The sequence below is a fragment of the Pantoea sp. X-Soil-YNGN-785 genome, from assembly GCF_059730585.1.
This window is the reverse complement of the sequence record NZ_AP035942.1, coordinates 931273-956018: the sequence shown is the minus strand read 5'-3', so window position 1 is coordinate 956018 and position 24746 is coordinate 931273. Positions and strand designations below refer to the sequence as shown.

Annotated in this window: 25 protein-coding genes; 7 read left to right on the top strand and 18 right to left on the bottom strand. The window is 58.2% G+C overall.

Annotation, left to right across the window (positions count from 1 at the left end; genetic code table 11):
- Positions 1 to 176 precede the first annotated feature (176 nt).
- Positions 177 to 1376 (top strand): exonuclease subunit SbcD, encoded by a 1200-nt coding sequence (gene sbcD / locus AC6I8E_RS04275; RefSeq protein WP_497824473.1) that lies wholly within the window; start codon positions 177 to 179, stop codon positions 1374 to 1376.
- Positions 1373 to 5047, top strand: coding sequence for an AAA family ATPase (locus tag AC6I8E_RS04270; protein WP_497824472.1), 3675 nt, complete (start codon positions 1373 to 1375; stop codon positions 5045 to 5047). The genes sbcD and AC6I8E_RS04270 overlap by 4 nt, the downstream gene beginning before the upstream one ends.
- Positions 5048 to 5076: 29 nt before the next feature.
- Here AC6I8E_RS04270 and AC6I8E_RS04265 read toward each other — a convergent pair whose 3' ends face one another.
- The 3 genes from AC6I8E_RS04265 to AC6I8E_RS04255 are packed head-to-tail and all read right to left on the bottom strand — an operon-like array spanning position 5077 to position 6778.
- Positions 5077 to 5733 (bottom strand): DUF799 domain-containing protein, encoded by a 657-nt coding sequence (locus AC6I8E_RS04265; RefSeq protein WP_147788578.1) that lies wholly within the window; start codon positions 5731 to 5733, stop codon positions 5077 to 5079.
- Positions 5730 to 6089 carry a DUF4810 domain-containing protein gene (locus AC6I8E_RS04260; RefSeq protein WP_013356956.1) on the bottom strand — a complete coding sequence of 120 codons (360 nt, stop codon included), beginning with the start codon at positions 6087 to 6089 and terminating at the stop codon, positions 5730 to 5732. Before AC6I8E_RS04260 ends, AC6I8E_RS04265 begins: the two co-directional genes overlap by 4 nt.
- Before the next feature lie 11 nt (positions 6090 to 6100).
- Positions 6101 to 6778 carry a CsgG/HfaB family protein gene (locus AC6I8E_RS04255; protein WP_013356955.1) on the bottom strand — a complete coding sequence of 226 codons (678 nt, stop codon included), beginning with the start codon at positions 6776 to 6778 and terminating at the stop codon, positions 6101 to 6103.
- A 316-nt stretch (positions 6779 to 7094) separates the two neighbouring features.
- Between AC6I8E_RS04255 and AC6I8E_RS04250 the strand changes: the two genes are divergently transcribed.
- Positions 7095 to 7325, top strand: coding sequence for a cell envelope integrity TolA C-terminal domain-containing protein (locus tag AC6I8E_RS04250; RefSeq protein WP_266307992.1), 231 nt, complete (start codon positions 7095 to 7097; stop codon positions 7323 to 7325).
- Here the strand turns inward: AC6I8E_RS04250 and qhpR are convergent.
- Positions 7322 to 8389: an AraC-like transcriptional regulator QhpR gene (qhpR, locus tag AC6I8E_RS04245; RefSeq protein WP_013356953.1), complete on the bottom strand. Its 1068-nt coding sequence runs from the start codon at positions 8387 to 8389 to the stop codon at positions 7322 to 7324. The genes AC6I8E_RS04250 and qhpR overlap by 4 nt on opposite strands.
- A 154-nt stretch (positions 8390 to 8543) precedes the next feature.
- Positions 8544 to 9548 carry a phosphotransferase enzyme family protein gene (locus AC6I8E_RS04240; protein ID WP_370426795.1) on the bottom strand — a complete coding sequence of 335 codons (1005 nt, stop codon included), beginning with the start codon at positions 9546 to 9548 and terminating at the stop codon, positions 8544 to 8546.
- A gap of 249 nt (positions 9549 to 9797) precedes the next feature.
- Here AC6I8E_RS04240 and eat point away from each other — a divergent pair, with 249 nt between their 5' ends.
- A complete protein-coding gene (gene eat, locus AC6I8E_RS04235) occupies positions 9798 to 11162 on the top strand; it encodes an ethanolamine permease (RefSeq protein WP_497824471.1) in 1365 nt (454 codons plus the stop codon).
- Between the two features lie 82 nt (positions 11163 to 11244).
- Here the strand turns inward: eat and mak are convergent, their stop codons facing one another.
- Positions 11245 to 12156: a fructokinase gene (gene mak / locus AC6I8E_RS04230; protein ID WP_013356950.1), complete on the bottom strand. Its 912-nt coding sequence runs from the start codon at positions 12154 to 12156 to the stop codon at positions 11245 to 11247.
- Positions 12157 to 12302: 146 nt separating this feature from the next.
- Here mak and rdgC point away from each other — a divergent pair, with 146 nt between their 5' ends.
- On the top strand, positions 12303 to 13214 hold the full coding sequence (rdgC, locus tag AC6I8E_RS04225) for a recombination-associated protein RdgC (RefSeq protein ID WP_013356949.1): 912 nt from the start codon (positions 12303 to 12305) through the stop codon (positions 13212 to 13214).
- Between the two features lie 291 nt (positions 13215 to 13505).
- On the opposite strand, the gene ppnP is transcribed toward rdgC, so the two are convergent.
- The 7 genes from ppnP to aroL all read right to left on the bottom strand — a co-directional run bounded on the left by ppnP (position 13506) and on the right by aroL (position 19286).
- Positions 13506 to 13802: a pyrimidine/purine nucleoside phosphorylase gene (ppnP, locus tag AC6I8E_RS04220; protein WP_013356948.1), complete on the bottom strand. Its 297-nt coding sequence runs from the start codon at positions 13800 to 13802 to the stop codon at positions 13506 to 13508.
- Between the two features lie 95 nt (positions 13803 to 13897).
- Complete coding sequence (locus AC6I8E_RS04215; RefSeq protein WP_497824470.1) at positions 13898 to 14575, bottom strand: AroM family protein; 678 nt, start codon at positions 14573 to 14575, stop codon at positions 13898 to 13900.
- A 1-nt stretch (position 14576) separates the two neighbouring features.
- Positions 14577 to 15509 (bottom strand): DUF1177 domain-containing protein, encoded by a 933-nt coding sequence (locus AC6I8E_RS04210; RefSeq protein ID WP_497824469.1) that lies wholly within the window; start codon positions 15507 to 15509, stop codon positions 14577 to 14579.
- Positions 15510 to 15519: 10 nt separating this feature from the next.
- On the bottom strand, positions 15520 to 17079 hold the full coding sequence (locus AC6I8E_RS04205; RefSeq protein ID WP_201252065.1) for an OPT/YSL family transporter: 1560 nt from the start codon (positions 17077 to 17079) through the stop codon (positions 15520 to 15522).
- A gap of 287 nt (positions 17080 to 17366) precedes the next feature.
- Positions 17367 to 18119, bottom strand: coding sequence for an IclR family transcriptional regulator (locus tag AC6I8E_RS04200; RefSeq protein ID WP_095707629.1), 753 nt, complete (start codon positions 18117 to 18119; stop codon positions 17367 to 17369).
- A gap of 339 nt (positions 18120 to 18458) precedes the next feature.
- Positions 18459 to 18650 (bottom strand): YaiA family protein, encoded by a 192-nt coding sequence (locus AC6I8E_RS04195; RefSeq protein ID WP_033731718.1) that lies wholly within the window; start codon positions 18648 to 18650, stop codon positions 18459 to 18461.
- Positions 18651 to 18761: 111 nt separating this feature from the next.
- Positions 18762 to 19286, bottom strand: a complete 525-nt coding sequence (gene aroL, locus AC6I8E_RS04190; protein WP_033782008.1) for a shikimate kinase AroL — start codon at positions 19284 to 19286, stop codon at positions 18762 to 18764.
- Between the two features lie 315 nt (positions 19287 to 19601).
- Between aroL and AC6I8E_RS04185 the strand changes: the two genes are divergently transcribed.
- Positions 19602 to 20333 carry a DUF2076 domain-containing protein gene (locus AC6I8E_RS04185; protein WP_013356942.1) on the top strand — a complete coding sequence of 244 codons (732 nt, stop codon included), beginning with the start codon at positions 19602 to 19604 and terminating at the stop codon, positions 20331 to 20333.
- Here AC6I8E_RS04185 and AC6I8E_RS04180 read toward each other — a convergent pair.
- Entirely contained in the window at positions 20330 to 20785 is a 456-nt protein-coding gene (locus tag AC6I8E_RS04180) for a YaiI/YqxD family protein (RefSeq protein ID WP_013356941.1), read from the bottom strand. The genes AC6I8E_RS04185 and AC6I8E_RS04180 overlap by 4 nt on opposite strands.
- A gap of 168 nt (positions 20786 to 20953) precedes the next feature.
- On the opposite strand from AC6I8E_RS04180, the gene proC reads away from it, so the two are divergent.
- Positions 20954 to 21766 (top strand): pyrroline-5-carboxylate reductase, encoded by an 813-nt coding sequence (gene proC, locus AC6I8E_RS04175; RefSeq protein WP_013356940.1) that lies wholly within the window; start codon positions 20954 to 20956, stop codon positions 21764 to 21766.
- Positions 21767 to 21819: 53 nt separating this feature from the next.
- On the opposite strand, the gene AC6I8E_RS04170 is transcribed toward proC, so the two are convergent.
- The 4 genes from AC6I8E_RS04170 to AC6I8E_RS04155 form a co-directional block, all read right to left on the bottom strand.
- Positions 21820 to 23346, bottom strand: coding sequence for an FAD-dependent oxidoreductase (locus tag AC6I8E_RS04170; protein ID WP_147788585.1), 1527 nt, complete (start codon positions 23344 to 23346; stop codon positions 21820 to 21822).
- Positions 23347 to 23572: 226 nt separating this feature from the next.
- Positions 23573 to 23875, bottom strand: a complete 303-nt coding sequence (locus tag AC6I8E_RS04165) for a PsiF family protein (RefSeq protein WP_201252063.1) — start codon at positions 23873 to 23875, stop codon at positions 23573 to 23575.
- A gap of 115 nt (positions 23876 to 23990) precedes the next feature.
- Positions 23991 to 24242, bottom strand: a complete 252-nt coding sequence (iraP, locus tag AC6I8E_RS04160) for an anti-adapter protein IraP (protein ID WP_033782005.1) — start codon at positions 24240 to 24242, stop codon at positions 23991 to 23993.
- 203 nt (positions 24243 to 24445) lie between these two features.
- Positions 24446 to 24598, bottom strand: a complete 153-nt coding sequence (locus tag AC6I8E_RS04155) for a hypothetical protein (RefSeq protein ID WP_167493437.1) — start codon at positions 24596 to 24598, stop codon at positions 24446 to 24448.
- Positions 24599 to 24746 lie beyond the last annotated feature (148 nt).

The following is a 24746-nucleotide window of genomic DNA, read 5'->3' as shown; positions in this document are numbered from 1 at the left end:
CGGCTGTCACTGAGATTCGCGGCGCCATTATGCGTCAGATTTGTGACACTTTTATGAAAAACATAACCTGCCTGTAACCTCACTGGTAATCATTTATGACAGCGCAGCGACATTTTTTTGCTTTGGCCGCAGAGCCAGTATAATCGCCCGGCGAATCACAACGGCAGGGACTCATCATGCGCATCATTCATACTGCGGACTGGCATCTGGGGCAGTTCTTCTACAACAAAAGTCGGGCGGCGGAACATCAGGCGTTTCTCGACTGGCTGTTGATCCAGATTGAACAGCATCAGGTGGATGCGCTGATTATTGCAGGCGACCTGTTTGATACCGGTACGCCGCCCAGCTACGCCCGCGAGATGTTTAACCGCTTCGTGGTGGCACTGCAGCCTGCGGGCTGTCAGCTGATTGTGCTGGCGGGTAACCACGATTCCGTGGCAACGCTGAACGAGTCACGCGAATTGCTGGCCTGCCTCAACACGCGGGTGATCGCCACCCCGCAGGCGCAGGATGATGTGCTGCTGCTCAACACCCGCCAGGGCGAGCCGGGTGCCCTGCTGTGCGCCATTCCCTATCTGCGCCCGCGCGATATCCTGCGCAGCCGGGCGGGTCAGTCGGGCCGCGACAAGCAGACCTCGCTGCTGGAGGCGATTGCCCACCACTATCAGCAGCGTTTCGCCGCCGCCCAGGCGCTGGGCTATGCGCTGCCCGTCATTGCTACCGGTCACCTCACCACCGTCGGCGTCAGCCAGAGCGATTCGGTGCGCGACATCTACATCGGCACGCTGGACGCGTTTCCCGCCAGCGCGTTTCCCGCTGCTGATTATATTGCGCTCGGCCATATTCATCGCGCCCAGCGCGTGGCGGGCAGCGAACATATCCGCTACAGCGGCTCGCCGATTCCGCTGAGTTTTGATGAGCTGGGGACTGAAAAGAGCGTCTTCCTGCTGGAGCTGACGGCCAGCGGCCTGCAGTCAGTTACGCCGCTGGTGGTGCCGCAGTCGCAACCCATGCAGGTGCTGAAAGGATCGCTGGCGCAGATTGCAGAGCAGTTAAACGCCTTCAGCACGGCAGAGCAGGAGAAGCCGACCTGGCTCGACATCGAAGTCACTACCCAGGAGTACCTCAGCGATCTGCAACGTCAGGTCGAAACCCTGACCGCTACGCTGCCGGTCGAAGTCTTGCTGCTGCGCCGCAGCCGTGAACAGCGGCAGCAGAGCCTGGCGGGGCTCGACAACGAAACGCTGAGTGAGCTGAAGGTGGAAGAGGTCTTCGCGCGCCGCCTGGCGCTGGATGAAGAGCTGCAACCGGCGCAAATCGACGAGATGACCACGCTGTTTCGCCAGACGCTGGCCGCTATGGAAGAGACCCAATGAAGATCCTCACGCTACGGTTTAAAAACCTCAATGCCCTGCGCGGTGAATGGTTCATCGACTTCCGCGCCGAGCCTTTTGCCAGCAACGGCCTGTTTGCGATAACCGGGGCCACCGGGGCGGGTAAAACCACGCTGCTGGACGCCATCTGCCTGGCGCTCTATCACCAGACACCGCGCCTGGGCGCGATTTCCCAGAGCCAGAATGCGCTGATGACCCGCGACTGCGCAGAATGTCTGGCTGAGGTCGAGTTTGAGATCAAAGGTGAAGCCTGGCGCGCCTTCTGGAGCCAGAACCGCGCGCGCGGCACCGCTGACGGCAAGCTACAGGCGCCGCGCGTTGAGCTGGCGCGCTGTGACGACAACACCATTGTTGCCGATAAGGTCGGTGACAAGCTGAAGCTGATCGAAACCCTGTCAGGTCTTGATTTCGAACGCTTCACCCGCTCAATGATGCTGTCACAGGGACAATTCGCCGCCTTTCTCAACGCGAAAGCCAGTGAACGCGCCGAACTGCTGGAGGAGCTGACCGGCACCGAAATTTACGGCCTGATTTCCGCAGCCATCTACGAGCGTCATAAAGAGGCGAAAACCCAGCTGGATCTGCTGCGCAGCCAGGCGGGAGCGATGGCGCTGCTGGATAGCGACGCCCGCGACGCGCTGCAACAGCAGCTCAGCGATCTGACCAGGGCTGAACAGCAGCTCAGCGCGGATTATCAGCAGGCGCAGCAACAGCAGCAGTGGCAGCAACAGGCACAGCAGTTACAGCAGGAGAGTGCGCAGGCTGAAGCGGCGCTACAGCAGGCGCAGGCCGCCTCACAGGCGGCTGAAACCGACCGCCAGCGGCTGGCTCGCAGCGAACCGGCTGAAAAGCTGCGGGTAAAACTGCAGCAACGTGACGCATTGCGCAGTGAACAGCAGCAGGCTGAGAGCCGCTATCAGCAGCTTACCGCAGCGCAGCAGCAGGCCCAAAACCAGCAGCAGCATCATCAGCAGAATTATGCGGCCGCTCAGACCGCCCGCCAGCAGGCGCAGCAGGAACAGCAGCAGCAGGAGAGCCTGCTGACGGAACAGGTGCTGCCGCTGGATCAGCACATCACGACGCTGCAGCAGCAGCTTGCAGAGCAGCAGCAGGAAAATGCCCGGCAGCAACAGCATGCCGACCAGACCCAGGCCAGCCTGACGCAACAGAAGCAGCAGGTCGCGGGCTGGCAGCAGGCGATTACCGAACAGCATCAGTTACGTGAGCAGCTGGCCGATCTTGCGCACTGGGGTGCTTCGCTGCCGGTATGGCAGGAGAACTTTGCCCTGCTGGCACAGCGTGAGGCAACGCTGGCGGGACTGACACAACAGCGCGAACAGCAGCAGCAACAGATCGATGCGCAACAGGCGAAACAGCAACAAGAGGCACAACAGGCACTGCCGCGCCAGTTGTCAGAGCAACAGGCCCGCCAGGCGCTGTCGCAGGCGGAGCAGGTACTCACTTCGCTTCAGGAGCAGCATCCGCCTGCCGCACTGCGGCAGGCATTAAGCCAGTTGCAGAACAGCCGTCCGGCGCGTCAGCAACTGCTGCTGCTCTCAACGCAGTGGCAGCCGCTGCACCAGCAGCTGGGCCAGCGCCAGCAAAGGCTGAGCGCGCTGGAAAAAGCGCATCAGCAGAGTGAAGCGGAACTCCAGAGCCTGCGCGAGACGTGGAAACGCGAAAAACAGCAGCTGGATGATGTCGAAAAAATCTGCGCGCTGGAGCAGCAGATTGTCGACCTCAGCGATTACCGCGCCCGGCTCACCGCCGATCAGCCCTGCCCGCTGTGCGGCTCCTGCACCCATCCCGCCGTTGAGGCCTACAGCACACTGGAAGTGAGTGCTAACCAGCAGCGCCGGGCTGCGCTGCAGCAGCAAACCGAGGCACTGCGTGAAGCGGGCACGGCAAAAAATGAACAGCTGAAGCAGTCAGCAGTGCAGCAGCAGGCCCTGCGCGATGAAATCGCCGGGATGCAGCAACAGCTTGAGCAGCTTGAGCAGCAATGGCAGGCGCTGAGCGGTGAGCTGGCACTTACCATCCCGCTTGCCGATCGCGAGGCCTTAGCCACGTGGCAGCAGCAGCAAAGCGACCGTGAAAGTCAGCTTGAGCAGCAGCGACAGGCTCAGGAGGCCGCTGAACAGGCGCGTCAGGCTGCGAAAGATCACCATCTTCAGCAGCTACAGGCCTGGCAGCAGCACCAGCAGGCCGAACAGCTGGCGCAGCAGTCGCTGACCAGCCTGCAACAGGCACTGGATGCGCTGCAACAGCGTCAGCAGCAGGAACAGCAGGCCTGGGAGCAGTTGCAGAGCCGTCTGGAGCAGCAGTTCAGCGCGCACCATCTTGCCCTGCCCGATGCTGCCGATCGCGATGCGTGGCTGGCGGAGCAACAGCGGCGCTGGCAGCGCTGGCAGGAAAGTGAGCAGTTGCTCGCTAACCTGCAGCCGAAGCTGTTAAAAGGGGAAACCCAGCTCACTGCCCTGCAACAACAGGCAGAGCAGGAACAGCAGCAGCTCGCCATCCGTCAACAGCAGCAGCAGCAGAGCCAGACGCAGCTCAGCGAAATGCGTCGTGCCCGTCTGGCGCTGTTTGGCGATCGCGATGTCGCCAACGCCCGTCAGCAGCTGCAGGCCCGCGTTCAGCACGCTGATGAACAGCTGGCACAGCAGCTCACCGCCCTGCAGCAGGCGCAGGCCGAGGTCAGTCGCCTGCAGGGTGAGCTGTCGGGGCTGGAAAATCAGCGTCAGACGCTCAGCGGCAAACTGGCAGAGGCGGAAAGCACGCTGCAGCAGGCACTGGAGAGCGCCGGATTTATCGATGAAACCAGCCTGCGCGCGGCGCTGCTGGATGAGCAGACTGCGCTGCAACTGCGTCAGCAGCTGCAGCAGCTCGATCAGCAATGCCAGCAGCAGCAGGCGCGACTAGCGGATCTGCAGCAGCGGCTCAGCGTTCATCAGCAGGCGAAACCCGATGCGATGCCGGAATCCGCCGAAGCACTGGCGCAGCAGCTGGAGCAGTTACGGCTGGCCCTGCGCGACAACGCCAGCCAGCAGGGTCAGATTCAGCAGCAGCTGCACAGCGACGCCAGCCTCCGCGCCCGACAACAGAGCCTGATGACGCAGATTGAACAGGATGGTGTGGTGCTGGCGCAGTGGAGCCTGCTCAACGATCTGATCGGCTCCGCCAGCGGCGATAAATTCCGGCGCTTCGCCCAGGGGTTAACGCTGGATCATCTGGTAGCGCTTGCCAACCGTCAGCTCGATCGGCTGCATGGCCGTTATCTGCTGCAGCGCCGGGCGCAGGATCTGCTGGAGCTGGATGTCGTCGATACCTGGCAGGCCGACGCGGCTCGCGATACCCGCACGTTGTCAGGTGGCGAGAGTTTCCTGGTCAGTCTGGCGCTGGCGCTGGCGTTATCGGATCTGGTCAGCCACAAAACGCGCATCGAATCGCTGTTTCTGGATGAGGGGTTCGGCACGCTGGATGCCCAGACGCTGGACACCGCGCTGGATGCCCTCGACGCGCTGAACGCCAGCGGCAAAACCATCGGGGTGATCAGCCACGTGGAAGCGATGAAAGAGCGTATCCCGGTGCAGATTAAAGTGCGCAAGATGAATGGATTAGGGTACAGCCAGCTGGAATTGCCGCAGGGATAACGGGCGCCAGAGCGCCCGTTTGAGTCTGATCAGCGGGCGCTGACGACTTTGTAGCGAGGGCCGGTAAGTAATCCGCCCTGCTCGTTCTGTGACAGCAGACGATTGCTGGTCAGTCCGGCCACGGTATGGGCTTTGTCAGTGACGTTGTCGGAGATCTGCTTGATCGCCGCGCTGACCAGAATACCAATCACGCCGTTGTTATTATTGTTGCCCTGATCATTGTCGGTAGCGGTGGCAGAACCCTGCCAGATCTCTTTGCCACTGCGTAAATCCACCAGCCGTGCTTTGGCGGTCACGGTGGTCACGCTGTCGATCACCCGATAGCTGCTGCCATAGTCGCTGATCGAGATATAGAGCGCGCTGTCGGCGTGGAAGATCTCATTCAGACGTTTCGCGCTGACCGCCTGGGCGTCGCTGGCGCTGGTCAGGCCGTTCTGCTGAAAGGTCTCTTCAACCACCACCACCGGGAAGACGTAGTAACCGGCTTCGGCCAGCGGACGCGTCACCAGCGAGTTCAGGCTGTGAGCGGCGTTGATATCCGGCGAGGTGTTAGCGGCAGGCAGCACCAGAATCGAGGCAGGCTTGCTGGCACGAAACGCAGTGTAGTCGTACGGTTTTTTTGGCTGCGCACAGCCAGTCAGCAACAGCACCATCAGCGCGCCGCTCAGGGCAATCCATTTTTTCACTGTACCACTCCTTGTTTTTTACTCATCAGAAAATCCATGTAAGGTGCTGATTCGGGGAACAGCTGCTTCTCGGTGGCGAACTGACCAAACGCTTTATTGGTATCACCGGTTTTAGCGTAGAGCAGGCCGAGCTGCGCATGCAGGCCTGGCGGTACGGGCTGACCCGCAGCACGGGCTTTTTCCACATCCAGACTCAGCGCATCGATCTGCTTCAGCGGATCGCCGCTTTGCTGATAGTAGCTATAAATCTGTTCCTGATAGTCGCCCCAGTAGTAGATCGTTTTCGGCGCTTTTGGCGCACAGCCGGCCAGCAGCGCCGCTGCCATCAGCAGGCTGCTCAGTGTCATCATTTTCATTTACTGCTTCCTTATTTAGCCGGACGCCATGCGCCGTTGTTGATTCCATCCACTAAATGATCGACCGCTTCGCGAATCGCCAGATCCATCACTTTGCCGTTCAGCGTCGAGTCATAGCTGCTGGTGCCGCCAAAGCCGATCACTTCACGCGCCGAAAGCTGGTACTCGCCTGCACCCTGGGTGCTGTAAACCACTTCAGAGGTAGTGACATCCACCACGTTGAGATTCACTTTGGCATAGGCGATCTGGGTTTTGCCGCGGCCCAGAATGCCCCACAGCTGCTGATCGCCCACTTCTTTGCGGCCAAACTCGGTAATATCACCGGTGATGATGTAGTTCGCGCCTTTGATATTCTGCTGGCTGCGTTTGAAGTCTGACTCCTGCTGCAACTCTTTCAGATTGCTGCGATCCAGCACGCTGAAGCGATTGGTCTGCTGCAGATGGGTAATCAGAATGGTTTTCGACTGATTACCCAGCCGATCGACACCATCAGAGAAGATGCCGTTCATGTACGAGGAGCGGTTATCGAACTGACCTACCGCAATCGGGCTGCGCACGCCCTGATAAACCGGCTGGCTGGCTGCACGAACCTGCGGAGCCTGAATAGCACGGGAAGATTCGGTAGCACAGCCGCTGATTAGCGAGGTGGTTAACAAGGAGAGTGCCGCAAAGGCATATTTTTTCTGCATTTCTAATCCATGAAGTGAAAAAAGACATCATCCGCACAGGGGCGGTAAATTCTGGTTCTGCCGACAGTCGGAGGAATGCCATAGCATTCAGCAGGCCGGTCTGTAGACTGTCGGCAGCAGACCGGAAGATCTTTAGAAAAAAGTGGCTAATTTGATGAATTTAATTAATACAATAGTGAGAGTATTGCCAGGTGTGATTATTGCAATGGCACTCAGCGCCTGTCAGCAACCTGTGTCAAAGCAACGGGATAGCGAGGCAAACCTGTGTGAGCCTGCGAAGGATCCGGACAGCAAATCCTGTCACTGGACTAATCAAATGCAGCCGGTACTGAATCGACAGTTTACTGATGCGGCGCGTTACGCCGGTCAGCAATGTCTGGTACGGATGGAGTGGCAACAACACAGCAGACATTATGCCGTGACGCAGACTCAGGGGGATGAGGCGCTCTGCCTGCGTGCCTGGCAGCTGGTGGCACAAACGCGCGATCTGCCCCCGCCGCCGGAGCCGGGACAACCGGCGTGGTTTGGCTTTGCGCCGCGTGGTTAGCTGGCCAGACCTTCCTGGCGCCACTGGCGCGGACTGATGCCAAACCAGCGGCGAAATGCGCGTGAGAACGCGCTGACTTCCGAGTAGCCCAGCAGCAGCGCCATCTCCGAGATCGGCAGCTGCTTCTGCTGCAGATAGTACGTCGCCATTTCGCAGCGCACCTGATCCACCAGCGCAGTAAAGCTGCTGCCCTCTTCGCGCAGCCGCCGCTGTAGTGACCAGCTCGACAGCCCGAGTTTATCCGCCACCTCTTCCAGCACCGGCTCGCCCTGCATCAGCGATAAATTAACCTGCGAACGCGCCTGCTCAATCATGCTCTGCTGAGACGTCCCGCGGTTCAGCCGCCGTATCGCATCCTGCATCACCATCAACAGGATCGGATCGCTCTCCGGCATCGCGCGCAGCAGATCGCGTTTCGGGATCACCAGCGAATTAAACGGCTGATCGAACCAGACCGGCGCATCAAACACTTTGCAGTGATCGTGCCACTGACCAGGACGCGGATGCTCGAAATGGACTTCGCGCGGCGCCCAGTGCCTCCCCGCGACATGGCGGATCAGATTCATAAACATCCCCAGCGTCAGCTCGGCATCCTGACGGCGCGACAGAATAGCCCCGTGGCGCACCTGATAGTCGAGCCGCCAGCACTCTCCCTTATCCACCAGCCGGGTTAAGGTATCGTGCTGATGCCAGGGAAATGCGTTAACCACATTGTGCAGCGCCTGTTCCAGCGTGGCGGAGCACAAGCCAATGTAGCCGATCAGGCCTAATGACTGCGGTTTAAACTGCCTGCCGTAGTGCAAACCGAAGTTATCAAAACCAGAGTGGCGCGCCGCCTCTTCCAGCACCCGACAGTAGTTCACCAGCCCCAGGCTTAGCGTCGGACTGGCCAGACGTTCCGGATCGATGCCGCTGATGCCAAATATGCGATCAACATCGCCACCCTGAGTATGAATAAACTCGCTCAGGCCGGTCGCCGCCGCAGCCAGTACGCCGTGATTGCCTGCCCCCGCCGCGGCAGAGCAGGCCGCAAAAGCATCGGGCTTGATCAGTGTCGGATTCATGGTCGCCTCAGTCAGAAGTCAGGTGGATCACCCGTTCCTGAGATCAGAGCAAATTCCATACCAGGTCTCTAAGCCCCGCCTGCGGGCGGTCCGGACTGCGCGCGGACACGGCATCCGGCACTGCGGCGGCGCAGCCACGCCCGCCGCTGGTGCATCAGACGCCGACCGGCAGCGCTTTACCCTCAAGATAATCGCGGCAGAGGCGGACCGAGTGACTGGCCCACGCCGGGCCGAGACTACGCGCCATTTCGGTTTCAGCATGCGATCCTACCCAGGCGGTGAGCTGAATACGACGCTGGATCAGCAGCGCGGGCAGCATGGCCATCTCCGCATCGCTGATATGCGCCACCTGCTCATAACCGCGTATCCAGTGATCGATCCACTCTGGCGCGCGCGGGTGATGCTCAACAAAACTGATCGCGGCCGCCAGATCGTGCAGATACCAGCCGAGTCCGCAGTCATCGAAGTCGATCACCCGCGTTTCGCCCTTGTGCAGCAGCAGATTGGTCAGCCGCAGATCGGCGTGGATCAGGCCATAGCGATCCGATCCCTTACCAAACTGCGCCATCGCCGCGCCGACCTGCGCGATCGTCTGTTCGACGACGCCGTGATCGGCAACAGGCAGATTCGGCGCATCCTGCCAGCGCCCCCAGTGACTCTCAGCGCTGGTCATGGTGTGGTGATCCCAGACAATCCGCTGGAAACCCGCGGGTGGCTGCCACTGTTTGCTGTGCTGATGCAGCCGCGCGGTAATCTGGCCCAGCTGCTGAAAGGCGCGGGGATCAACGTCGGTGGTCGGCATCTCCCCGTCGATCCAGTGAAACAGCACCACGTAGCGCTCACTGCCATCCGGCAGCCGCAGCGTCAGCACCGTTTCGCCCGCGTTGTCCGGCACCGCTTCCGGCACCATAATGCCGGTTTCGCGCAATGCATCGAGCCAAAGCAGTTCGCTGAGGATATCCGCTTTCTGATGGTAATCGCCGCGATGCAGCCGCAACGCATAACGCCGGCCTGCCGCTTTCACCAGGAACGTGGCGTTCTCTGAGCGGCACAGCAGGCTGAGCTGACCCTGCAGTGCGTCGGGATAACAGGCCAGCGCCTGCTGCGCCATCAGGGTGAGTTGGGAATCAGTCAGGTTGTCATATTGTTTAGCGCTCATCATCCGGCTCCTTTTCACTTGCGTTATCTCAGCATGCGTTGCCAGAAGGTGAGCTGCTTGACCTCAGAAGAGACAAAGTTGACCGCAGCGTGCAGCTGGCCAGGTTGTTGCCTGTGAGTTGACTGTGGAGGACAGAAGTTACTGCGCCCGCGTCAAGTCGTGGTGAGTAATGCAACGGCATTATCCCCTTACTTTAGTAGTTATGGCGGTGTAACGCCGCGTGAGACCAACAACGACGGGGATAAAAGTATGACAAACAGACTCAAGCCCACGCTGGGCACCCTGCATCTGTGGGGGATTGCGGTTGGCCTGGTGATCTCAGGCGAATATTTTGGCTGGAGTTACGGCTGGGCTGTGGCAGGCACGCTGGGATTTCTGGTGACCACGGCGCTGATCGCCACGCTCTACACCTGCTTTATTTTTAGCTTCACCGAGCTGACCACCGCGATCCCCCATGCGGGCGGCCCCTTTGCCTATAGCCGTCGCGCCTTTGGCGAAACCGGCGGGCTGATTGCCGGGCTGGCGACGCTGATTGAGTTTGTCTTTGCGCCACCGGCGATCGCCATGGCGATCGGGGCTTATCTCAATGTGCAGTATCCCGAGCTGAACCCGAAAACCGCAGCGGTCGGCGCGTACCTAGTGTTTATGACGCTGAATATTCTCGGCGTAAAACTGGCAGCGATGTTCGAGCTGGTTGTCACCGTGCTGGCGGTCATTGAGCTGCTGGTGTTTATGGGCGTGGTCTCGCCTGGCTTCAGCCTGGCAAACTTTGCTGCGCACGGCTGGGCGGGCAGCGACAGCTTCGGACTGCCCGCCTTCTCCGGCATTTTCGCCGCCATTCCTTTCGCCATCTGGTTTTTCCTTGCTATTGAAGGCGCCGCGATGGCGGCTGAAGAGGCGAAAGATCCCACCCGGACCATTCCACGTGCCTATATCAGCGGGATCCTGACGCTGGTGGTGCTGGCAATTGGCGTGATGCTGATGGCAGGCGGCGCAGGTGACTGGCGCAAACTTGCTGACATTAACGATCCGCTGCCGCAGGCGATGAAAATGATCGTTGGCGAACACTCTAACTGGATGCATATGCTGGTGTGGATTGGGCTGTTTGGCCTGATTGCCAGCTTCCACGGCATCATTCTCGGCTACTCACGGCAGTTTTTTGCCCTGGCCCGCGCGGGCTATCTGCCCCCTTCGCTGGCAAAACTGTCGCGTTTCCAGACTCCGCATCGCGCAATTATTCTCGGCGGCGTGCTGGGCATCGCGGCGATTTACAGCGATGGCGTGATTAATCTGCAGGGGATGACGCTGACGGCAGCGATGATCACCATGGCGGTGTTTGGCGCGATTGTGATGTACATCATGAGCATGCTGAGCCTGTTTAAACTGCGCCGCAGCGCGCCGAAGATGGTGCGCAGCTTCCGCGCGCCGGGTTATCCGATTGTGCCGGGCATCGCCCTGCTGCTGTCAGTCGTCTGCCTGCTGGCGATGTTGTGGTTTAATCCGGTGATTGGCGCGCTGTTTGTCGCCATCATGGTGGTCGGCTATCTCTACTTCCTCGCCACCAAAGCGCAGCGCGATCGGGCACCGCAGGACACGATGCTGGCTGGCGAATAACCGCGGCGCGGCAGGATGCTGCGCCAGAGGTTAACGGTTCAGCACCCGGGCTTCAGGTGCTGAACCGCGGGCAGGATCGGCATCAGCCGTTAAGCGGCCAGAGCCACGCCGCACCGCGCACGCCGCTGGAATCGCCATGCTGCGCCTTCAGCACCGGCGTTTCACACTCCCCGCCAAACACCCACTTCTTCATCAGCACCGGCACGGTCTGATAGAGACGATCCACATTGCTCATCCCGCCACCCAGCACGATCACGTCGGGATCGATCAGGTTCACCACCTGCGCCAGCGATTTTGCCAGCCGCAGCTCATAGCGGCTCATCGCCAGTTCGGCGATCGGATCCTGCTGTGCCAGCAGCGAAACGATCTCTGCGCCTTTGCGATGCACGCCGCTCAGCCGCTGATAGTCGATACCAAAACCGGTGCCGGAAACAAAGGTCTCGATGCAGCCCTGCTGCCCGCAATAGCAGGGCACTTCCTGGCGGTAGCGCAGCTCATCTTCATCCATCCACGGCAGCGGATTGTGGCCCCACTCGCCAGCATTGCCATTGCCACCGATGCGCGATTCCCCGTTGATCGCCACTCCCGCGCCCGACCCGGTGCCGATGATCACGGCAAACACCAGCGACTGTCCGGCTCCCGCCCCATCAACCGCTTCCGACACGGCCAGGCAGTTAGCATCGTTGGCGATGCGCACTTCCCGGTTCAGCGCCTGAGCCAGATCTTTATCCAGCGGCTGGCCGTTGAGCCAGGTGGAGTTGGCATTTTTCACCCGCTTACTGAAGGGCGAAAGCGAGCCAGGGATCCCAAGGCCGACCGTACCGGTCTCGCCGGTTTTCTGCTCGGCCAGTGTGACCAGATCGACAATCGCCTGCACCGTGGCCTGATAGTCGTCACGCGGGGTATTCACCCGATGGCGGAACAGCTCCTGTCCCTTATCCGACAATGCAATCACTTCTGTCTTGGTGCCACCCAGATCTATGCCTATGCGCAAGGTTACGTCCTCGTTATTCGTTCAGGTGAGAGATACAGTAGAAGGCGGCTGCCTTAAAGGCAATGAAACCACTCCGATGTTTCGCTATCATGCGCGCTGACTCTCGCAGACTTGTGCGCCCGATCGCGCCCCGGTAAGGAATCCCGATGTTGTGGTTTAAAAATATGATGGTTTATCGTCTGAATCGTGACATTCCGTTGTCCGCAGATGAGATGGAAAAACAGCTCGACGCCTTCACGTTTTCACCGTGTGGCAGTCAGGATATGAGCAAGACCGGCTGGGTCCCGCCGATGGGTAACCGCAGCGATGCGCTGACCCACGAGAACAAAGGCCAGATTGTGATTTGCGCCCGCAAAGAGGAGAAAATCCTGCCGTCGCCGGTCGTGAAACAGGCGCTGGAAGCGAAAATCGACAAGCTGGAATCTGAGCAGAGCCGCAAGCTCAAAAAGACCGAAAAAGATTCGCTGAAAGATGAAGTGCTGCACAGCCTGCTGCCGCGCGCCTTCAGCCGTTTCAGCCAGACTTATCTGTGGATCGATACGGTCAATAACCTGATTATGGTTGACTGTGCCAGCGCGAAAAAAGCGGAAGATACTCTGGCGCTGCTGCGCAAAAGTCTGGGTTCACTGCCGGTGGTGCCGCTGACGCTGGAAAACCCGATCGAGCTGACCCTGACCGAATGGGTGCGTTCGGGCGACCTGCCTGCCGGTTTTGCACTGATGGATGAAGCGGAGCTGAAAGCGCTGCTGGAAGATGGCGGCGTCATCCGCTGTAAGAAACAGGATCTGGTGTGTGACGAGATCGCCAACCATATCGAAGCCGGTAAGGTAGTGACCAAACTGGCACTCGACTGGCAGGAGCGCATTCAGTTCGTGCTGGCGGATGACGGTTCGGTAAAACGTCTGAAGTTCAGCGACACGCTGCGCGACCAGAACGACGATATCGATCGCGAAGATTTTGCCCAGCGCTTTGATGCAGACTTTATTCTGATGACTAGCGAACTGGCGGCACTGACCAGCAATCTGGTGGAAGCGTTAGGCGGCGAAGCCCAGCGTTAATCAGAATCACCCGGACAGATATTGTTTGCCAAAAAAATGGCCGCTTAGCGGCCATTTCAGAATGCTGACAAACCCAATCACGGTTGATCTCGCAACTGCACATTCGCTAAAAGCGCAGGGAAAGTGGGCAGAGGAGGAAAGCGTCCCGCGCCATGGACGGCGCGGGCCGAGCGGCCATGGATGGTTTAAGCGACTTTCCGATCTGACCGTTTTCCCTTCGCAGGCTCGATCTCACAGCTGGCCAGGGCAAACTTTATCAGCAACTTCAAGGGCCGCTTGGCGGCCCTTTTTTTAATCTTTATCTTTCAGGTAACGGCAGAGATAGGAACTTGGCTCGCCAACCTGCAGATGAAATTCGCTGTGGCCCGGCACGTTAAACACCGAACCCGCTTCAAACCATTTCCACTCGGTCTCACCTGGCAGCAGCACCTTAAGCGAGCCGCTGACCACGGTCATCTCTTCCGGCTGGCCGGTACCAAATGTGTATTCACCTTCAGCCATCACGCCCACGCTGGCACGGCCGGTGCTCGCACTGTCAAAACCGATAGATTTAACTTTTCCGTCAAAATACTCACTTACGTTGAGCATAATAGTTCTCCAGAGCACATGTTGTGTGTCAGGCAGTGTAGAAGGGAACCCGCTGATCTGTCACGCGAAATGATGGCGGTTTGTGATCGCCTGCGTCAGGGCAGCAGCTCCGCCGCCAGTCGGGCTACCAGCTGATTAGAGAGCAGAACCGGCACGTCCAGCCGCTGCTGTAACCATGCCCGATGCTGCTGGTGATAGCCCATGCAGTCAAGCACCACCAGCTCTGCGCCCTGCGCTTTCAGGCGGTTTGCGGCATCGGCGAAGGTTGCCTCATCGCCCTGATAGGGGCTGGCGACCGCAAAACAGGGCTGCGCGGGCAGTGGCTGCCACTTGCCAGCCTGTTCAACAATCTGCTCCTCAACCGGCACCACAATCCCGACCCGCTGCTGCTGCACCATGGCGCGTATAAGCGGAGGAATGATGCGATCCGGCTCCAGCAGCAGCGCACGCTGGGTCACGAGCTGGCTGAATTCACCGGTGCATAGCAACAGAATGGTGTCATACCCCATCAGCTCCAGCGCGCTGATTTTACGCTGTAACCCCTGCTCCACTTCCGACGCCGACAGCCGCACCTGTTCGCCACTCTGTAACCGTGACACCAGAACTCTGTCGCCTGCGGCTGGCGCGAAGTGGTCGGCAATCTCAGTAGCGTCCAGTCCATCCAGCAGACCGGCATGATCGGTCACCGCATCCGGCAGATGCTGACGCAGCAACGGCAGAATATCGCTGCGTGGTGACTGCCCGATTGTCAGGGTCGCCAGTGATTTCGCCATCTTAGTGGTTCCGGTGGCGCAGGTGCGCCAGGCTGCCATAGAGCGTAATCAGCCGCGCATACTCTTCAGCGTCATAGAAGTGACAGGTTCCACGACCAAACGCCTTCGCCACCTCAATTGCAAACTTCGCCGCTGCCGCAATGTCCACCTCATGACTGGCCCCGGTTCCGCAGCCCGGCACCACCGACTCGGCAGTGATCGCCACACCGACCACCGGCACATCGGTGGCGGTCGAGGGTTGCAGGATGCTGTTGAGGTGATAAACACCGTTGCCGTAAGGGGTAATATCCTGCGTAGTGATGGGAAAGGTCACCGCCGGACGGCCGCTGGTCATCTCCATAATGCGCAGCAGATCTTCCGAAACCCGCAGGATATAGCCCTCTTTCACCGTCGGCGACAGGGCAAAGCCTTTGTGATTGATAATGCGGTTACCTTTGGTGGTATCGATCGACAGAATCGCATCCACGTCCGCCACCACTTCATTATCATTCATGGTGACATCATCAATCGGCGAATCCATAAAATCGACCGGCTGATGCGGCCGTGTCGGTGCATCGGGACAGATATGAGTAGTGATGATTACGTCGCCGGCGAGCCTGTCACCTTTGCTCTGCATCTGCGCCAGTTTAAGCGCACTGGCGATCGCCGCTATTGCGCCATCCGCATCGGATACCATGCCGATACGCCCAGGACGGGCACCAATGCCACCCAGGCGACCAATGATGCCCAGCGTCGGTGCCGTGCCGCCGCCTGATTTACCTTGGGTGCCCGGGATATCAATGCGCACAAAATCAGTACGACCTTTGGGGCCGGTGACGCGGGTAAAGCGGGCCATAACGTCAGGATAAGAGGTAAACAGATCCACGACCTGCTGCCCGTCAATGTGGGCACTATCCAGTAACTCAAAAACCGCCAGGGTCTGCTGCAAGCTCATGCTTTATCCTTTATTTTTTGCTGCTGCTGGCAAACAGCGAATGAAAGAAGCTATAGAGAGCATCACCGGCAATGAAGCCTGCCGCCATGACCTCCATGGGCGAGCGGCCGCGTTCGCCCCAGATGCGAATGATCACAATGCGTAAGGCGATCCCCACCACCACCGCCCAGCCCGCCATCGCGTTATTAATTAATAAACCGGTGGCGAGCAGCACGCCCAGCTGGCGTTTCGGCCCGCCGATCAGCTGGATAAGGGCACCCGGAATAGCCCACATCAGCAGGTTTCCGGCGATACCGGGTTCAGCACCCGCCTGAATTGTTTTGGCATACACACGCGCCACCGGCGGCAGCAGATTGTCTGTAAAGAAAAGAGTATGCGCGTACCAGACAAGGGGAATCGACACCACAAAGGCGATCATGGCCGCGATCAGCTGAATACGACGTCCCCACAACTCCTGCTGCAGATCCGCCCCGTTACCGCGCAGGATAAAGCCCGCCTTCAGGTCGTAACCCATGTCAGCAAACGCCGGGCCGGTAGCGGCCGTAAAGCCGCACAGCAGGCAGAGCGCCAGCGGTGGAAAGCCGATCAGAATGCCGATAATCAGCGTAATCAGCGCCACGGCAAAGGCCGGGAACCAGCCAGAGTGCATGGCGGCAATGCCGACTATCAGTTCATGGGCGAAAGCGGCAAACGCAGCATAGAGAACAAACAGCAGCAGCATCGCGATGCCCATCTCACTCCACAGGCCACCCGCTAGGGCCAGCAGCGCCGAAATCACGATATACCCCACGCTACCGAAACCCAGCGCCCGCTGCACTTCATTACCGTTGCGACTCACCGTCAGCGCATCATTTTTACGGCTGCGGATGACCATCACCACCTGAATCAGCGCCACCAGACCGGCACCGACCATGACCCCATGCGGAATATAGAGCGCATTGATATCAATACCGGCCACCGGCTGCGCGTAGGCGCGCAGCAGAAAACCGATTCCGAGCATCGATAGCGCCCAGATATTGCCAATAAACGCGGTGCCAAAAGCGGACATCGGAATCTTCAGCATGGCGCCGACAACGCCACCGGCAATGCCCGCCACCAGCAGCCACGCCTGGCGTCCGCCTTTATCCCCCGCTTTAATCGCTTCTGCTGCTGCAACGCCTGGTGGCCATGCATTACTGGCCGGAAAGACGCGGGTATCAAACAGCCGATAGAGCAGCCAGGCATCGAGCAGCATCGCGGCGCTGACGCCACAGAACAGCGGCAGCACCAGCTGAGGCTCACCCAGCGCCCAGGGCACAGCAATCGGCATCAGCAGACTGTTAGCCGCCCCGAAGGTCGCTGAAGAGATGGCGGTCTGCGCCAGGTTCTGGATTTCAATCGAACGATAACGGCGAAATGCCTGCAGCGGAATACGCGCCAGCAGCATGGCAAACAGCGCCCCGATAATGGAGGTATTAGGCGTTACGCCAATCGTCGTAATCAGCTGAATGCCGATAATGGCACCCGCGATGGAAAGAAAAATTAAAACCAGTGCCACGCCAATGTGTCTGATTGGATTTACCCGTTCCATATGTCCCCGCCAGTCCTTGTTGAGAAGAAATGAAATAACGTCCGCCTGCCTGATGTCAGGTTTACGCCGGTTTTCTGGTTCACTGCCCTGATGCGCGCCGCATAGCAACAGCCATTGCAGATGGTCGTCACCCCGGATGCTGAACCGATACAGGAGACAGGGGGAGACGAACACAGGCAACCGGGTTGCTGCGGACAACGTAGCGATCAGATTGAAAGAAAAAGGCCCGAAGGCCCTGGTTTTCCCTGGTGTGGCGAAAGTATTACGCCGATAAAATCGTGGTGAAGTTACGCGCCATATTTGTCGGTCATCTCTGTGGCCGTTGCACGTAGTGCTTCAAGGAGCGCTGGCGGGAAACCCGGTTCACTCTCCTGTGACAGAAACGACAGGCAGAGTGCCACCGTTTCGCCATGATGTTTGTTATGAACAATGACCGACAGCGAGCTGATGCCTGGCAGTGATTCATTGCGGGCCAGTGACCAGCCGTGCTGGCGGATTTCAGCCAGTCTGGCACAGAGCGCCTCGGGACTTTGCGGCGAGTTCGCCGGGCCAGCCTGCCAGTGATCATGAAAGCGCGCTATGACCTCTTCGTCACTGAGTTGCGCTAACAGCGCCCGACCGGTTGACGTCGCAGCGGCAGGCATTCGACTGCCGGGCGGTGTGACCATCTGCGTAAAGTGACGCCCATGAAACATGCGCATTACTAATACTTCCCGTCCATCGAGCTTCGACACGTATCCCATGCAGCCGGTCTTCGCAGCCAGCCGGACCATCGCCGCTGAAACGCTATCGACCAGCGGTGCCGAGAGATAATGACCAGCGGCGGCCAGCAACACGCGACCAATATGATAACCGCGCGTGTCCGCATCCCGCTCCAGCAGCCCCTGACTTTCCATCGTGGCCAGCAGACGTGAAACGGTGCTCTTCGGCAGCGTCAGCGCCTCAACCACCTCACTGAATGAGAGACCGACATGCCCCTGCGTCACACCTTTGTGCTGAAACAATCGGAGTACGGCAGCCGCATTTTCAAGTGTGGTCATGTAACGTGTTCCACTATATGGAACTAAGTTCCTCTGTTGGTTTGACGAAAGTAAAACGTGACGCTGAATCGGTCAAGCGACAATTCAACACTTACCGTTATCGGCAGCAGAGAAAATAATGTGACAGAAATGATTAGCGGGGCTTTATATGGCGACGTGAAGAGAGTGCAGAACAGACGCATGAGCAGAAAGCATACGACAGTAAATCTGCGTAAATTTCGCTTCTTTAATAATCAGGTCGCTATGAGGGCAAAAAGGCGTTGTACTGGAACAGCGTTGCGCTGAAAAAGACAGGGTTATCAGACATGACAGGCTGGCGTCCCTGCCAGCAGCAAAGCTTTACTCTTTCTCGACATCTTCGTAACGCTCTTTGGCGTCACGCGCTTCTTCTTCCGTTTCGTGCTCACTGATTAATGAATTCGGTTTGGGATGATCAGCACGCAATTCGTAGGAGGTTACTTTGTTTCCCTCAGGACCCTTTTCAACAGGCACAACTTTCGCTTCACGTGGGTATGGTGGTCTGGTCGGCATAGTGTGTCCCTCTTGTCTGAATAACATTCCACAGGACAGGCTGCTGCCTGTCATAGGATCAGTATAGACAATGCCATCCGAAGCGGGATCAAAGCGGGAAAAATCTGAGGGTTAGCTGGCGCGCGCCAGAGAGAGGGAAAGCAAAATCTCTTCCACTACGCACTCAGGCGATTGCATGGCATTCACCTGATGATGGGCTGCGGACTGATAGAGATGCGCGCGCTCACGCAGCACATCACTCATTTCATCGGCAATCGGACGTCCGGTCAGCGTCGGACGCTGAGCCGCTTCAGGTTCGCTTTCCAGTCGTTCTGCCAGCACTTCCGGCGACGCGCTGAGCCAGATCACCCGGCCCTGCTCCTGCATGAAACGGCAATTCTCTTCAGCCAGAATCATCCCGCCACCGGTGGCAATCACAGTCCCGGGTGCCGTCACCGCTTTAAGCGATTCCGTTTCACGGGCGCGAAAACCGTCCCAGCCTTCTGCTGCAACAATCTCGGCCACGCTGCGCTGCGTGCTAAGTTGCAGATGATGATCGGTATCCGTAAAGGCGTAGCCCAGCGCCTGCGACAACGCTTCGCCGACCGTGGTTTTGCCGCAACCGCGAGCGCCAATCAAAAAGATGGGTAGTGACATCAGGGCCGTTCCTCCGCCTGACCGCGCGATGCGGCTGCATGGTTAGCTTAATAATGCGACGCATGATAACTGGAAATTATTATTGCCTCCACCTGTCAGGCATGATTTACGCATTTTCGTTACCTGAACAGCGATAATCTTTGTGTTTTCAACGGGAAAAGCATGCACGTTTTGTGCATCACGGCGCTAACAGGACGATAAAAAACGCGCAAAACAGCGTCCGGAATGCGCTGGCAATATTTGCTTACCGCCGCGATTTTACTTTTCTTACCGGCGCCCCCATATACTGGTAACAATCGCCACAGGAGAGTCATCATGCAACGCGAAGAACAACAACTGATTGAAGGGCTGTTCAGCCGTCTGAAACAGGCTGAAAGCCAGACCGCGGCACGCGATGCCGCAGCCGAACAACTGATTAACCAGCATCTTCAGGCGCAGCCGGGCGCGCCTTACTACATGGCGCAGGCGATCCTGATTCAGGAAGCGGCGCTGAAAAAACTCAATGAGAAAGTGTCAGCGCTGGAAAGCCAGGTTGCACAGTTGCAGCAGCAACAGCAGCAACAACCCGCACAGAGCAGCGGCGGCTTTCTGTCGGGACTGTTTGGCAGCGGTTCGCGCCAGCAGCAGCCCGTCCAGCAGCAGCAACAGCAACCATCGCCGTGGAACAGTGCGCCGCAACAACCGGCACAGCAGCAATATGCCCCTGCTCAGGCAGCAGCGCCACGCGGCACCGGTTTTCTTGGCGGCGCACTACAAACAGCAGTGGGCGTGGCAGGGGGTGTGGTGATGGCCGATATGCTGACCAGCATGTTCCACCATTCACAGCCGGAAGAGATTGTGAACATCATCAATGAGCCGCCGCTGCCGGAGGTGAATGATAATCTCAACACCTTTAACGGTGGCGATGACAACGCCGATGCCTTTAACGGCGGTAACGATAACGCCTTCCTCGATCAGAACTCAGGCTGGGACAGTAATTATGCCGACAACAGCGATCTGAACGATTTTGGCGGCGGTGATTTCGACGATGACGACAGCTTCGTTTAAGTCGAGCGTTTCTGCTGAGTGAGCCAGCTATCCAGCTCATTCGCAAACTGCTGGCGGTCACGCGGACTCATCGTCGCGGGGCCGCCGGTCTGCACGCCGCTTGACCGCAGAGTATCCATAAAATCTCGCATCGTCAGGCGTTCACGTATCGTTGCCGGTGAGTAACGTTCACCGCGCGGATTCAGCGCTGCCGCCCCCTTCTCAATCACCTCAGCCGCCAGCGGAATATCGGCGGTGATCACCAGATCGCCAGGCTGACAACGCCTGACAATCTCATTGTCCGCCACATCAAATCCGGCTGGCACCTGCAGGGTGCGCAGATAAGGCGATGGCGGCACACGCAGAAACTGGTTTGCCACAAAAGTGACCGTGGTGGAGGTGCGATCCGCCGCACGGTAGAGCACCTCTTTGATCACATTCGGACAGGCATCGGCATCGACCCAGATAAACATCATGATTCCTTACAGTCAGAGAAGCCTGAGATCTTGCCGGGTTCTCCCTGAATGGCAAATTTTATTTGCGGCACGCTTTCCAGCCCGCATCCGGCTGACTTGTTATTCGGGCTGGCTGAAGTAAGCTAGCCCACTGAGAAAACCGAATAATGTCCTAAGGAGATGGCGATGCTGGCAAAAAAAATCGGGTTTATCGGCGGGGGAAACATGGCGAAAGCTATTATCGGCGGACTGGTCAACAGCGGCAAAATCGCCCCGTCTGATATCTTCGTTTACGATCGCAAAGCAGAGACCAACCAGGCGATGGCAGAGCAGTATGGCATCAACGCAGCTGAGAGCGCGGATGCGCTGGCGCGTGAGGTGGACATCCTGTTCGGCGCGGTAAAACCCAATGTGATTCTGAAAGTATTAAAAGAGCTGGCCGGCAGCCTGAAAAAAGAGGCGCTGGTAGTGTCGATTGCGGCGGGCGTGACGCTGGATTCGCTTTCATCGGTGCTGGGCTACGATCGTAAAATTGTCCGGGCGATGCCGAATACGCCCTCGCTGGTCAGCGAAGGCATGACCTCGGTCACGCCCAACGTGCTGGTTGAGCAGGCGGAGATCGACGAGGTCGTCGCGATTTTTGAGAGCTTCGGCAAAGCGGCCGTGGTGGATGAATATCTGATTCACTCCGTGGTCGGCGTCAGCGGTTCTGCACCGGCCTACGTCTTTATGTTTATCGAGGCGATGGCGGATGCGGCCGTACTGGGCGGCATGCCGCGCGCCCAGGCCTATCAGTTTGCTGCACAGGCGGTAAAAGGGGCGGCGGAGATGGTGCTGACCAGCGGCAAACATCCGGCTGAACTTAAAGATATGGTCTGCTCGCCTGGCGGCACCACCATTGAAGCCGTGAAGGTGCTGGAAGAGAAAGGGATGCGCTCGGCGGTGATTGAAGCAATGCAGCAGTGCATGGCGAAGTCCGAAAAACTAAGCCGCAGCTAAGCGTTCAGGCACTGCGCAGGGCGGACCGGCTCGCGGCCCGCCTTGTGCGCAACTTAACTGATGTGCGCCTGAGCGAGCGCCACCGCGTCGGCAAGCGACATCGGTTGCTGCATCCGCTCCACCAGCTCAGCAGTCAGCGTATACATACCGCATGAGCAGATCGCCGCCAGTTGCCCCTGCTGACCATAAAACGCCATAAACTTTTTGTCCTCCAGCGAGCCGATCAGCTCGACATTATCCCATTCTGCCGCATGGCCAACATACTCATAACGGGTGCCATACTGCGTGGTCCAGAAGAACGGCACACGATCAAAGGCAACGTTCTGATCCAGCATATTCCATGCGGCGGTCTGTCCCTGCTGATGCGCGACGCGATAGTGCTCAATGCGCAGCGGACCCTGTGCCGACGGATACGTGGCGATATCACCCGCCACCCAGATATTGTCAGCGACCCGTAAATGCTCGTCTGACTGCAGACTGCCATCCTCTGCCAGCGGCAGATCGTGGATAAAGTCGGTAGCCGGTTTTACGCCGGTAGCAAACAGCACAACGTTCGCATCCAGCTGCCGTCCACCCTTAAGCTGTACGCCACTCACCTGCTGGTCGCCCTGTATAGCTTCAATCTCGCCCTGCACCCACTTCACGCCGTTTTGCTCATGCAGCTGGTAGAAATAGCGGCCTATCTGATCGCCAAACCGTTTTGCAAAGGGCAGCGCCTGACGGGCAATCACCGTAACGTCGATGTCACGATTACGCAGTGCCGACGCCAGCTCGGTGCCGATAAAACTGTTGCCGATAATCACGATTTTATGGCTGGCATCCACCGCTTTAAGCAGCTCATCGGTCTGCGCTTTGCTGCGCAGCAAATAAACTCCTTCAAGATCGCTGCCTGGCAAATCGGGACGGACAGGCTTTGCGCCGCTGGCGATCAGCAGTTTGTCGAAGGCAAGCGTTTCGCCATCGTCGAAGATCAGCCGTTGCTGCTGCGTATCAAGGCGACTCACGGTAGCCTGCACGCGTTCAACGTGATCCATCACATCCGCTTTCAGCAGCTGTGGCACCTCGCTGATGTCCATTTTGCCCGACGGCACAAATTTGGTCAGCGCAGTGCGGTCGTAAGGCGCGTCCGCTTCCCGCTCAACCAGAATCAGGCGGCCTTTGAAGCCGTCATGACGCAGACGCCACAGCGCTGCGCTGCCCGCAGCGCCACCACCCAGCACTACATAAACCGGTGCGTCTGCTCCGCTGCCAATGGGTGCAGCGGGAGACATCGCTTTTGGGTTTACCAGCACCCGGCCCTCTTCAATGCGCAGCGGATATTGCTTAAGATCGGCCAGCGCCAGCGGTTCACACATTTTGCCATCGGCGATATGAAACGCGGCTTTGTGCCACGGGCAGACCAGCCGGTCGCCACAAATCGCGCCCTGCTCCAGCGGCGCGCCCGCATGCGGACATTTCGCCTGATACGCGCGTACGTTGTCCCCGTCGCGAATCAGTAACACCTCTACCTCACCCAGCGTTTTCTTAACCGGCTGTCGCTGCGGCAGATCGTTCAGGTCGGCGGTAAATTGATAGTTCACGGCATGGCTCCTTTCGCTGTTTCGGGTCTGGTGCTGCGCGGTAAAACAAAGCCTGCGCAAATCCCCACAAACAGTAAGTGTGGCAAAGGAACCGGGAAGCCTGATGAGGAATGTTTGTCAGAGGGGTTAAGGTTTTGTTGTGGAAGGTAATTTAATCAGCGTTAAGGAACTGAATCATTGTTGCGCAGAAAGAAGAAGCGGCCACCTGCGTGGCCGTGGGGGATGATCAGCTTTTTTTCAGGCACTGGCTCATAAAGGTTTTACGCGCATCGCCTGCCAGCTTTTTATCGCCAGCTTCGCCGTTACAGCTTTTCATTTTCATCTGCTGCGACGACATGTGCGACAGTTTGCTGTCTTTTTTCAGGCATTCACTCATAAAGTTTTTACGTGCATCCCCTTTGAGATCCTGTGATTTAGCATGCTGGTTACACATTGTCATCTTTTCCTGCTGCGGGGTCTTCTCCGCCGCACCCGCCAGCCCGCTGACCAGCAGGCCCGCCATCATCATCGCCATTAAACCGACTTTCATCTTGTTATCTCCACAATGGATTGTCCCCTGTTATTCTGGCAGCGAATAAGCAAAGCGGAAAATGTTTCATGTCAAAGTGATGTGAAGATCCCATTCCAGATTGGTACCGGGCTCGTTACTGGCGGGGATGCCGGAGCAGCTTTTCGATGTAATTACGCAGCAACAGCGCATCGTTGTCATCGGCACAGGCCACGTTGTCCATGGCGGTTTCAATCGTAGTCGTCATGTCCAGATGTTGTTGCGGATCCAGCTTGCGAACCAGTGCGGTCACGACAATTTCCAGCGCCTCAATCTGCGCCACCTGCTCTTTCGCTGTCGCTTCTTTTTCAGCCAGCTTGACCAGTAACTCAGCAATCAGGTTTTTCATGCTGTTGTCTCAGCGGTGAAGAAAAGCTGAAACTATCACCACGCTGGCTAAAAAAACAGAGGGCAACTCACCTTTTTTCAGCGAGTTAGCCTGCACCGCTGCGCTTTTCACGGCGATTTCCGGCTAACTTTGCAGGCGAAACGTTTTGCGGACAAACATCACCGCTGTTAAACGTTTCGCCTGCCAGCATTCAATAAGCAGACTTAACGCGGATCGACAAATCCGCGGCCCGGTCCGCCGCCAGGTCCGCCCCAGCCACCACCTCCTCCACCGCCGCCGCCAGGAGGCGGGAAAAGACATCCGCTTAATGCAGTCACTAATGCCACAACGGCAGCCAGCTTAACGATTCGTACCATATTTACCTCAGGGTGATGAAATCGGGCTGAGTGTATGAAGCCACCCGTATGGCGACAAGTGAGATTCCTCCGCATCCGGCCGCTATTCATCTTTGCTGACCAGACTTAACGTTTTACAGTCAGTAAGCCGCCACATTCTCAACACTGC

What these genes read in the sequence shown, in the direction of transcription:
- sbcD (WP_497824473.1), top strand. Translation starts at nt 177, where the DNA reads ATGCGCATCATTCATACTGCGGACTGGCATCTGGGGCAGTTCTTCTAC.
- AC6I8E_RS04270 (WP_497824472.1), top strand. Translation starts at nt 1,373, where the DNA reads ATGAAGATCCTCACGCTACGGTTTAAAAACCTCAATGCCCTGCGCGGT.
- AC6I8E_RS04260 (WP_013356956.1), bottom strand. Translation starts at nt 6,089, where the DNA reads ATGAAAATGATGACACTGAGCAGCCTGCTGATGGCAGCGGCGCTGCTG.
- AC6I8E_RS04255 (WP_013356955.1), bottom strand. Translation starts at nt 6,778, where the DNA reads ATGCAGAAAAAATATGCCTTTGCGGCACTCTCCTTGTTAACCACCTCG.
- AC6I8E_RS04250 (WP_266307992.1), top strand. Translation starts at nt 7,095, where the DNA reads ATGCAGCCGGTACTGAATCGACAGTTTACTGATGCGGCGCGTTACGCC.
- qhpR (WP_013356953.1), bottom strand. Translation starts at nt 8,389, where the DNA reads ATGAATCCGACACTGATCAAGCCCGATGCTTTTGCGGCCTGCTCTGCC.
- AC6I8E_RS04240 (WP_370426795.1), bottom strand. Translation starts at nt 9,548, where the DNA reads ATGAGCGCTAAACAATATGACAACCTGACTGATTCCCAACTCACCCTG.
- eat (WP_497824471.1), top strand. Translation starts at nt 9,798, where the DNA reads ATGACAAACAGACTCAAGCCCACGCTGGGCACCCTGCATCTGTGGGGG.
- rdgC (WP_013356949.1), top strand. Translation starts at nt 12,303, where the DNA reads ATGTTGTGGTTTAAAAATATGATGGTTTATCGTCTGAATCGTGACATT.
- ppnP (WP_013356948.1), bottom strand. Translation starts at nt 13,802, where the DNA reads ATGCTCAACGTAAGTGAGTATTTTGACGGAAAAGTTAAATCTATCGGT.
- AC6I8E_RS04215 (WP_497824470.1), bottom strand. Translation starts at nt 14,575, where the DNA reads ATGGCGAAATCACTGGCGACCCTGACAATCGGGCAGTCACCACGCAGC.
- AC6I8E_RS04210 (WP_497824469.1), bottom strand. Translation starts at nt 15,509, where the DNA reads ATGAGCTTGCAGCAGACCCTGGCGGTTTTTGAGTTACTGGATAGTGCC.
- AC6I8E_RS04205 (WP_201252065.1), bottom strand. Translation starts at nt 17,079, where the DNA reads ATGGAACGGGTAAATCCAATCAGACACATTGGCGTGGCACTGGTTTTA.
- AC6I8E_RS04200 (WP_095707629.1), bottom strand. Translation starts at nt 18,119, where the DNA reads ATGACCACACTTGAAAATGCGGCTGCCGTACTCCGATTGTTTCAGCAC.
- AC6I8E_RS04195 (WP_033731718.1), bottom strand. Translation starts at nt 18,650, where the DNA reads ATGCCGACCAGACCACCATACCCACGTGAAGCGAAAGTTGTGCCTGTT.
- aroL (WP_033782008.1), bottom strand. Translation starts at nt 19,286, where the DNA reads ATGTCACTACCCATCTTTTTGATTGGCGCTCGCGGTTGCGGCAAAACC.
- AC6I8E_RS04185 (WP_013356942.1), top strand. Translation starts at nt 19,602, where the DNA reads ATGCAACGCGAAGAACAACAACTGATTGAAGGGCTGTTCAGCCGTCTG.
- AC6I8E_RS04180 (WP_013356941.1), bottom strand. Translation starts at nt 20,785, where the DNA reads ATGTTTATCTGGGTCGATGCCGATGCCTGTCCGAATGTGATCAAAGAG.
- proC (WP_013356940.1), top strand. Translation starts at nt 20,954, where the DNA reads ATGCTGGCAAAAAAAATCGGGTTTATCGGCGGGGGAAACATGGCGAAA.
- AC6I8E_RS04165 (WP_201252063.1), bottom strand. Translation starts at nt 23,875, where the DNA reads ATGAAAGTCGGTTTAATGGCGATGATGATGGCGGGCCTGCTGGTCAGC.
- iraP (WP_033782005.1), bottom strand. Translation starts at nt 24,242, where the DNA reads ATGAAAAACCTGATTGCTGAGTTACTGGTCAAGCTGGCTGAAAAAGAA.
- AC6I8E_RS04155 (WP_167493437.1), bottom strand. Translation starts at nt 24,598, where the DNA reads ATGGTACGAATCGTTAAGCTGGCTGCCGTTGTGGCATTAGTGACTGCA.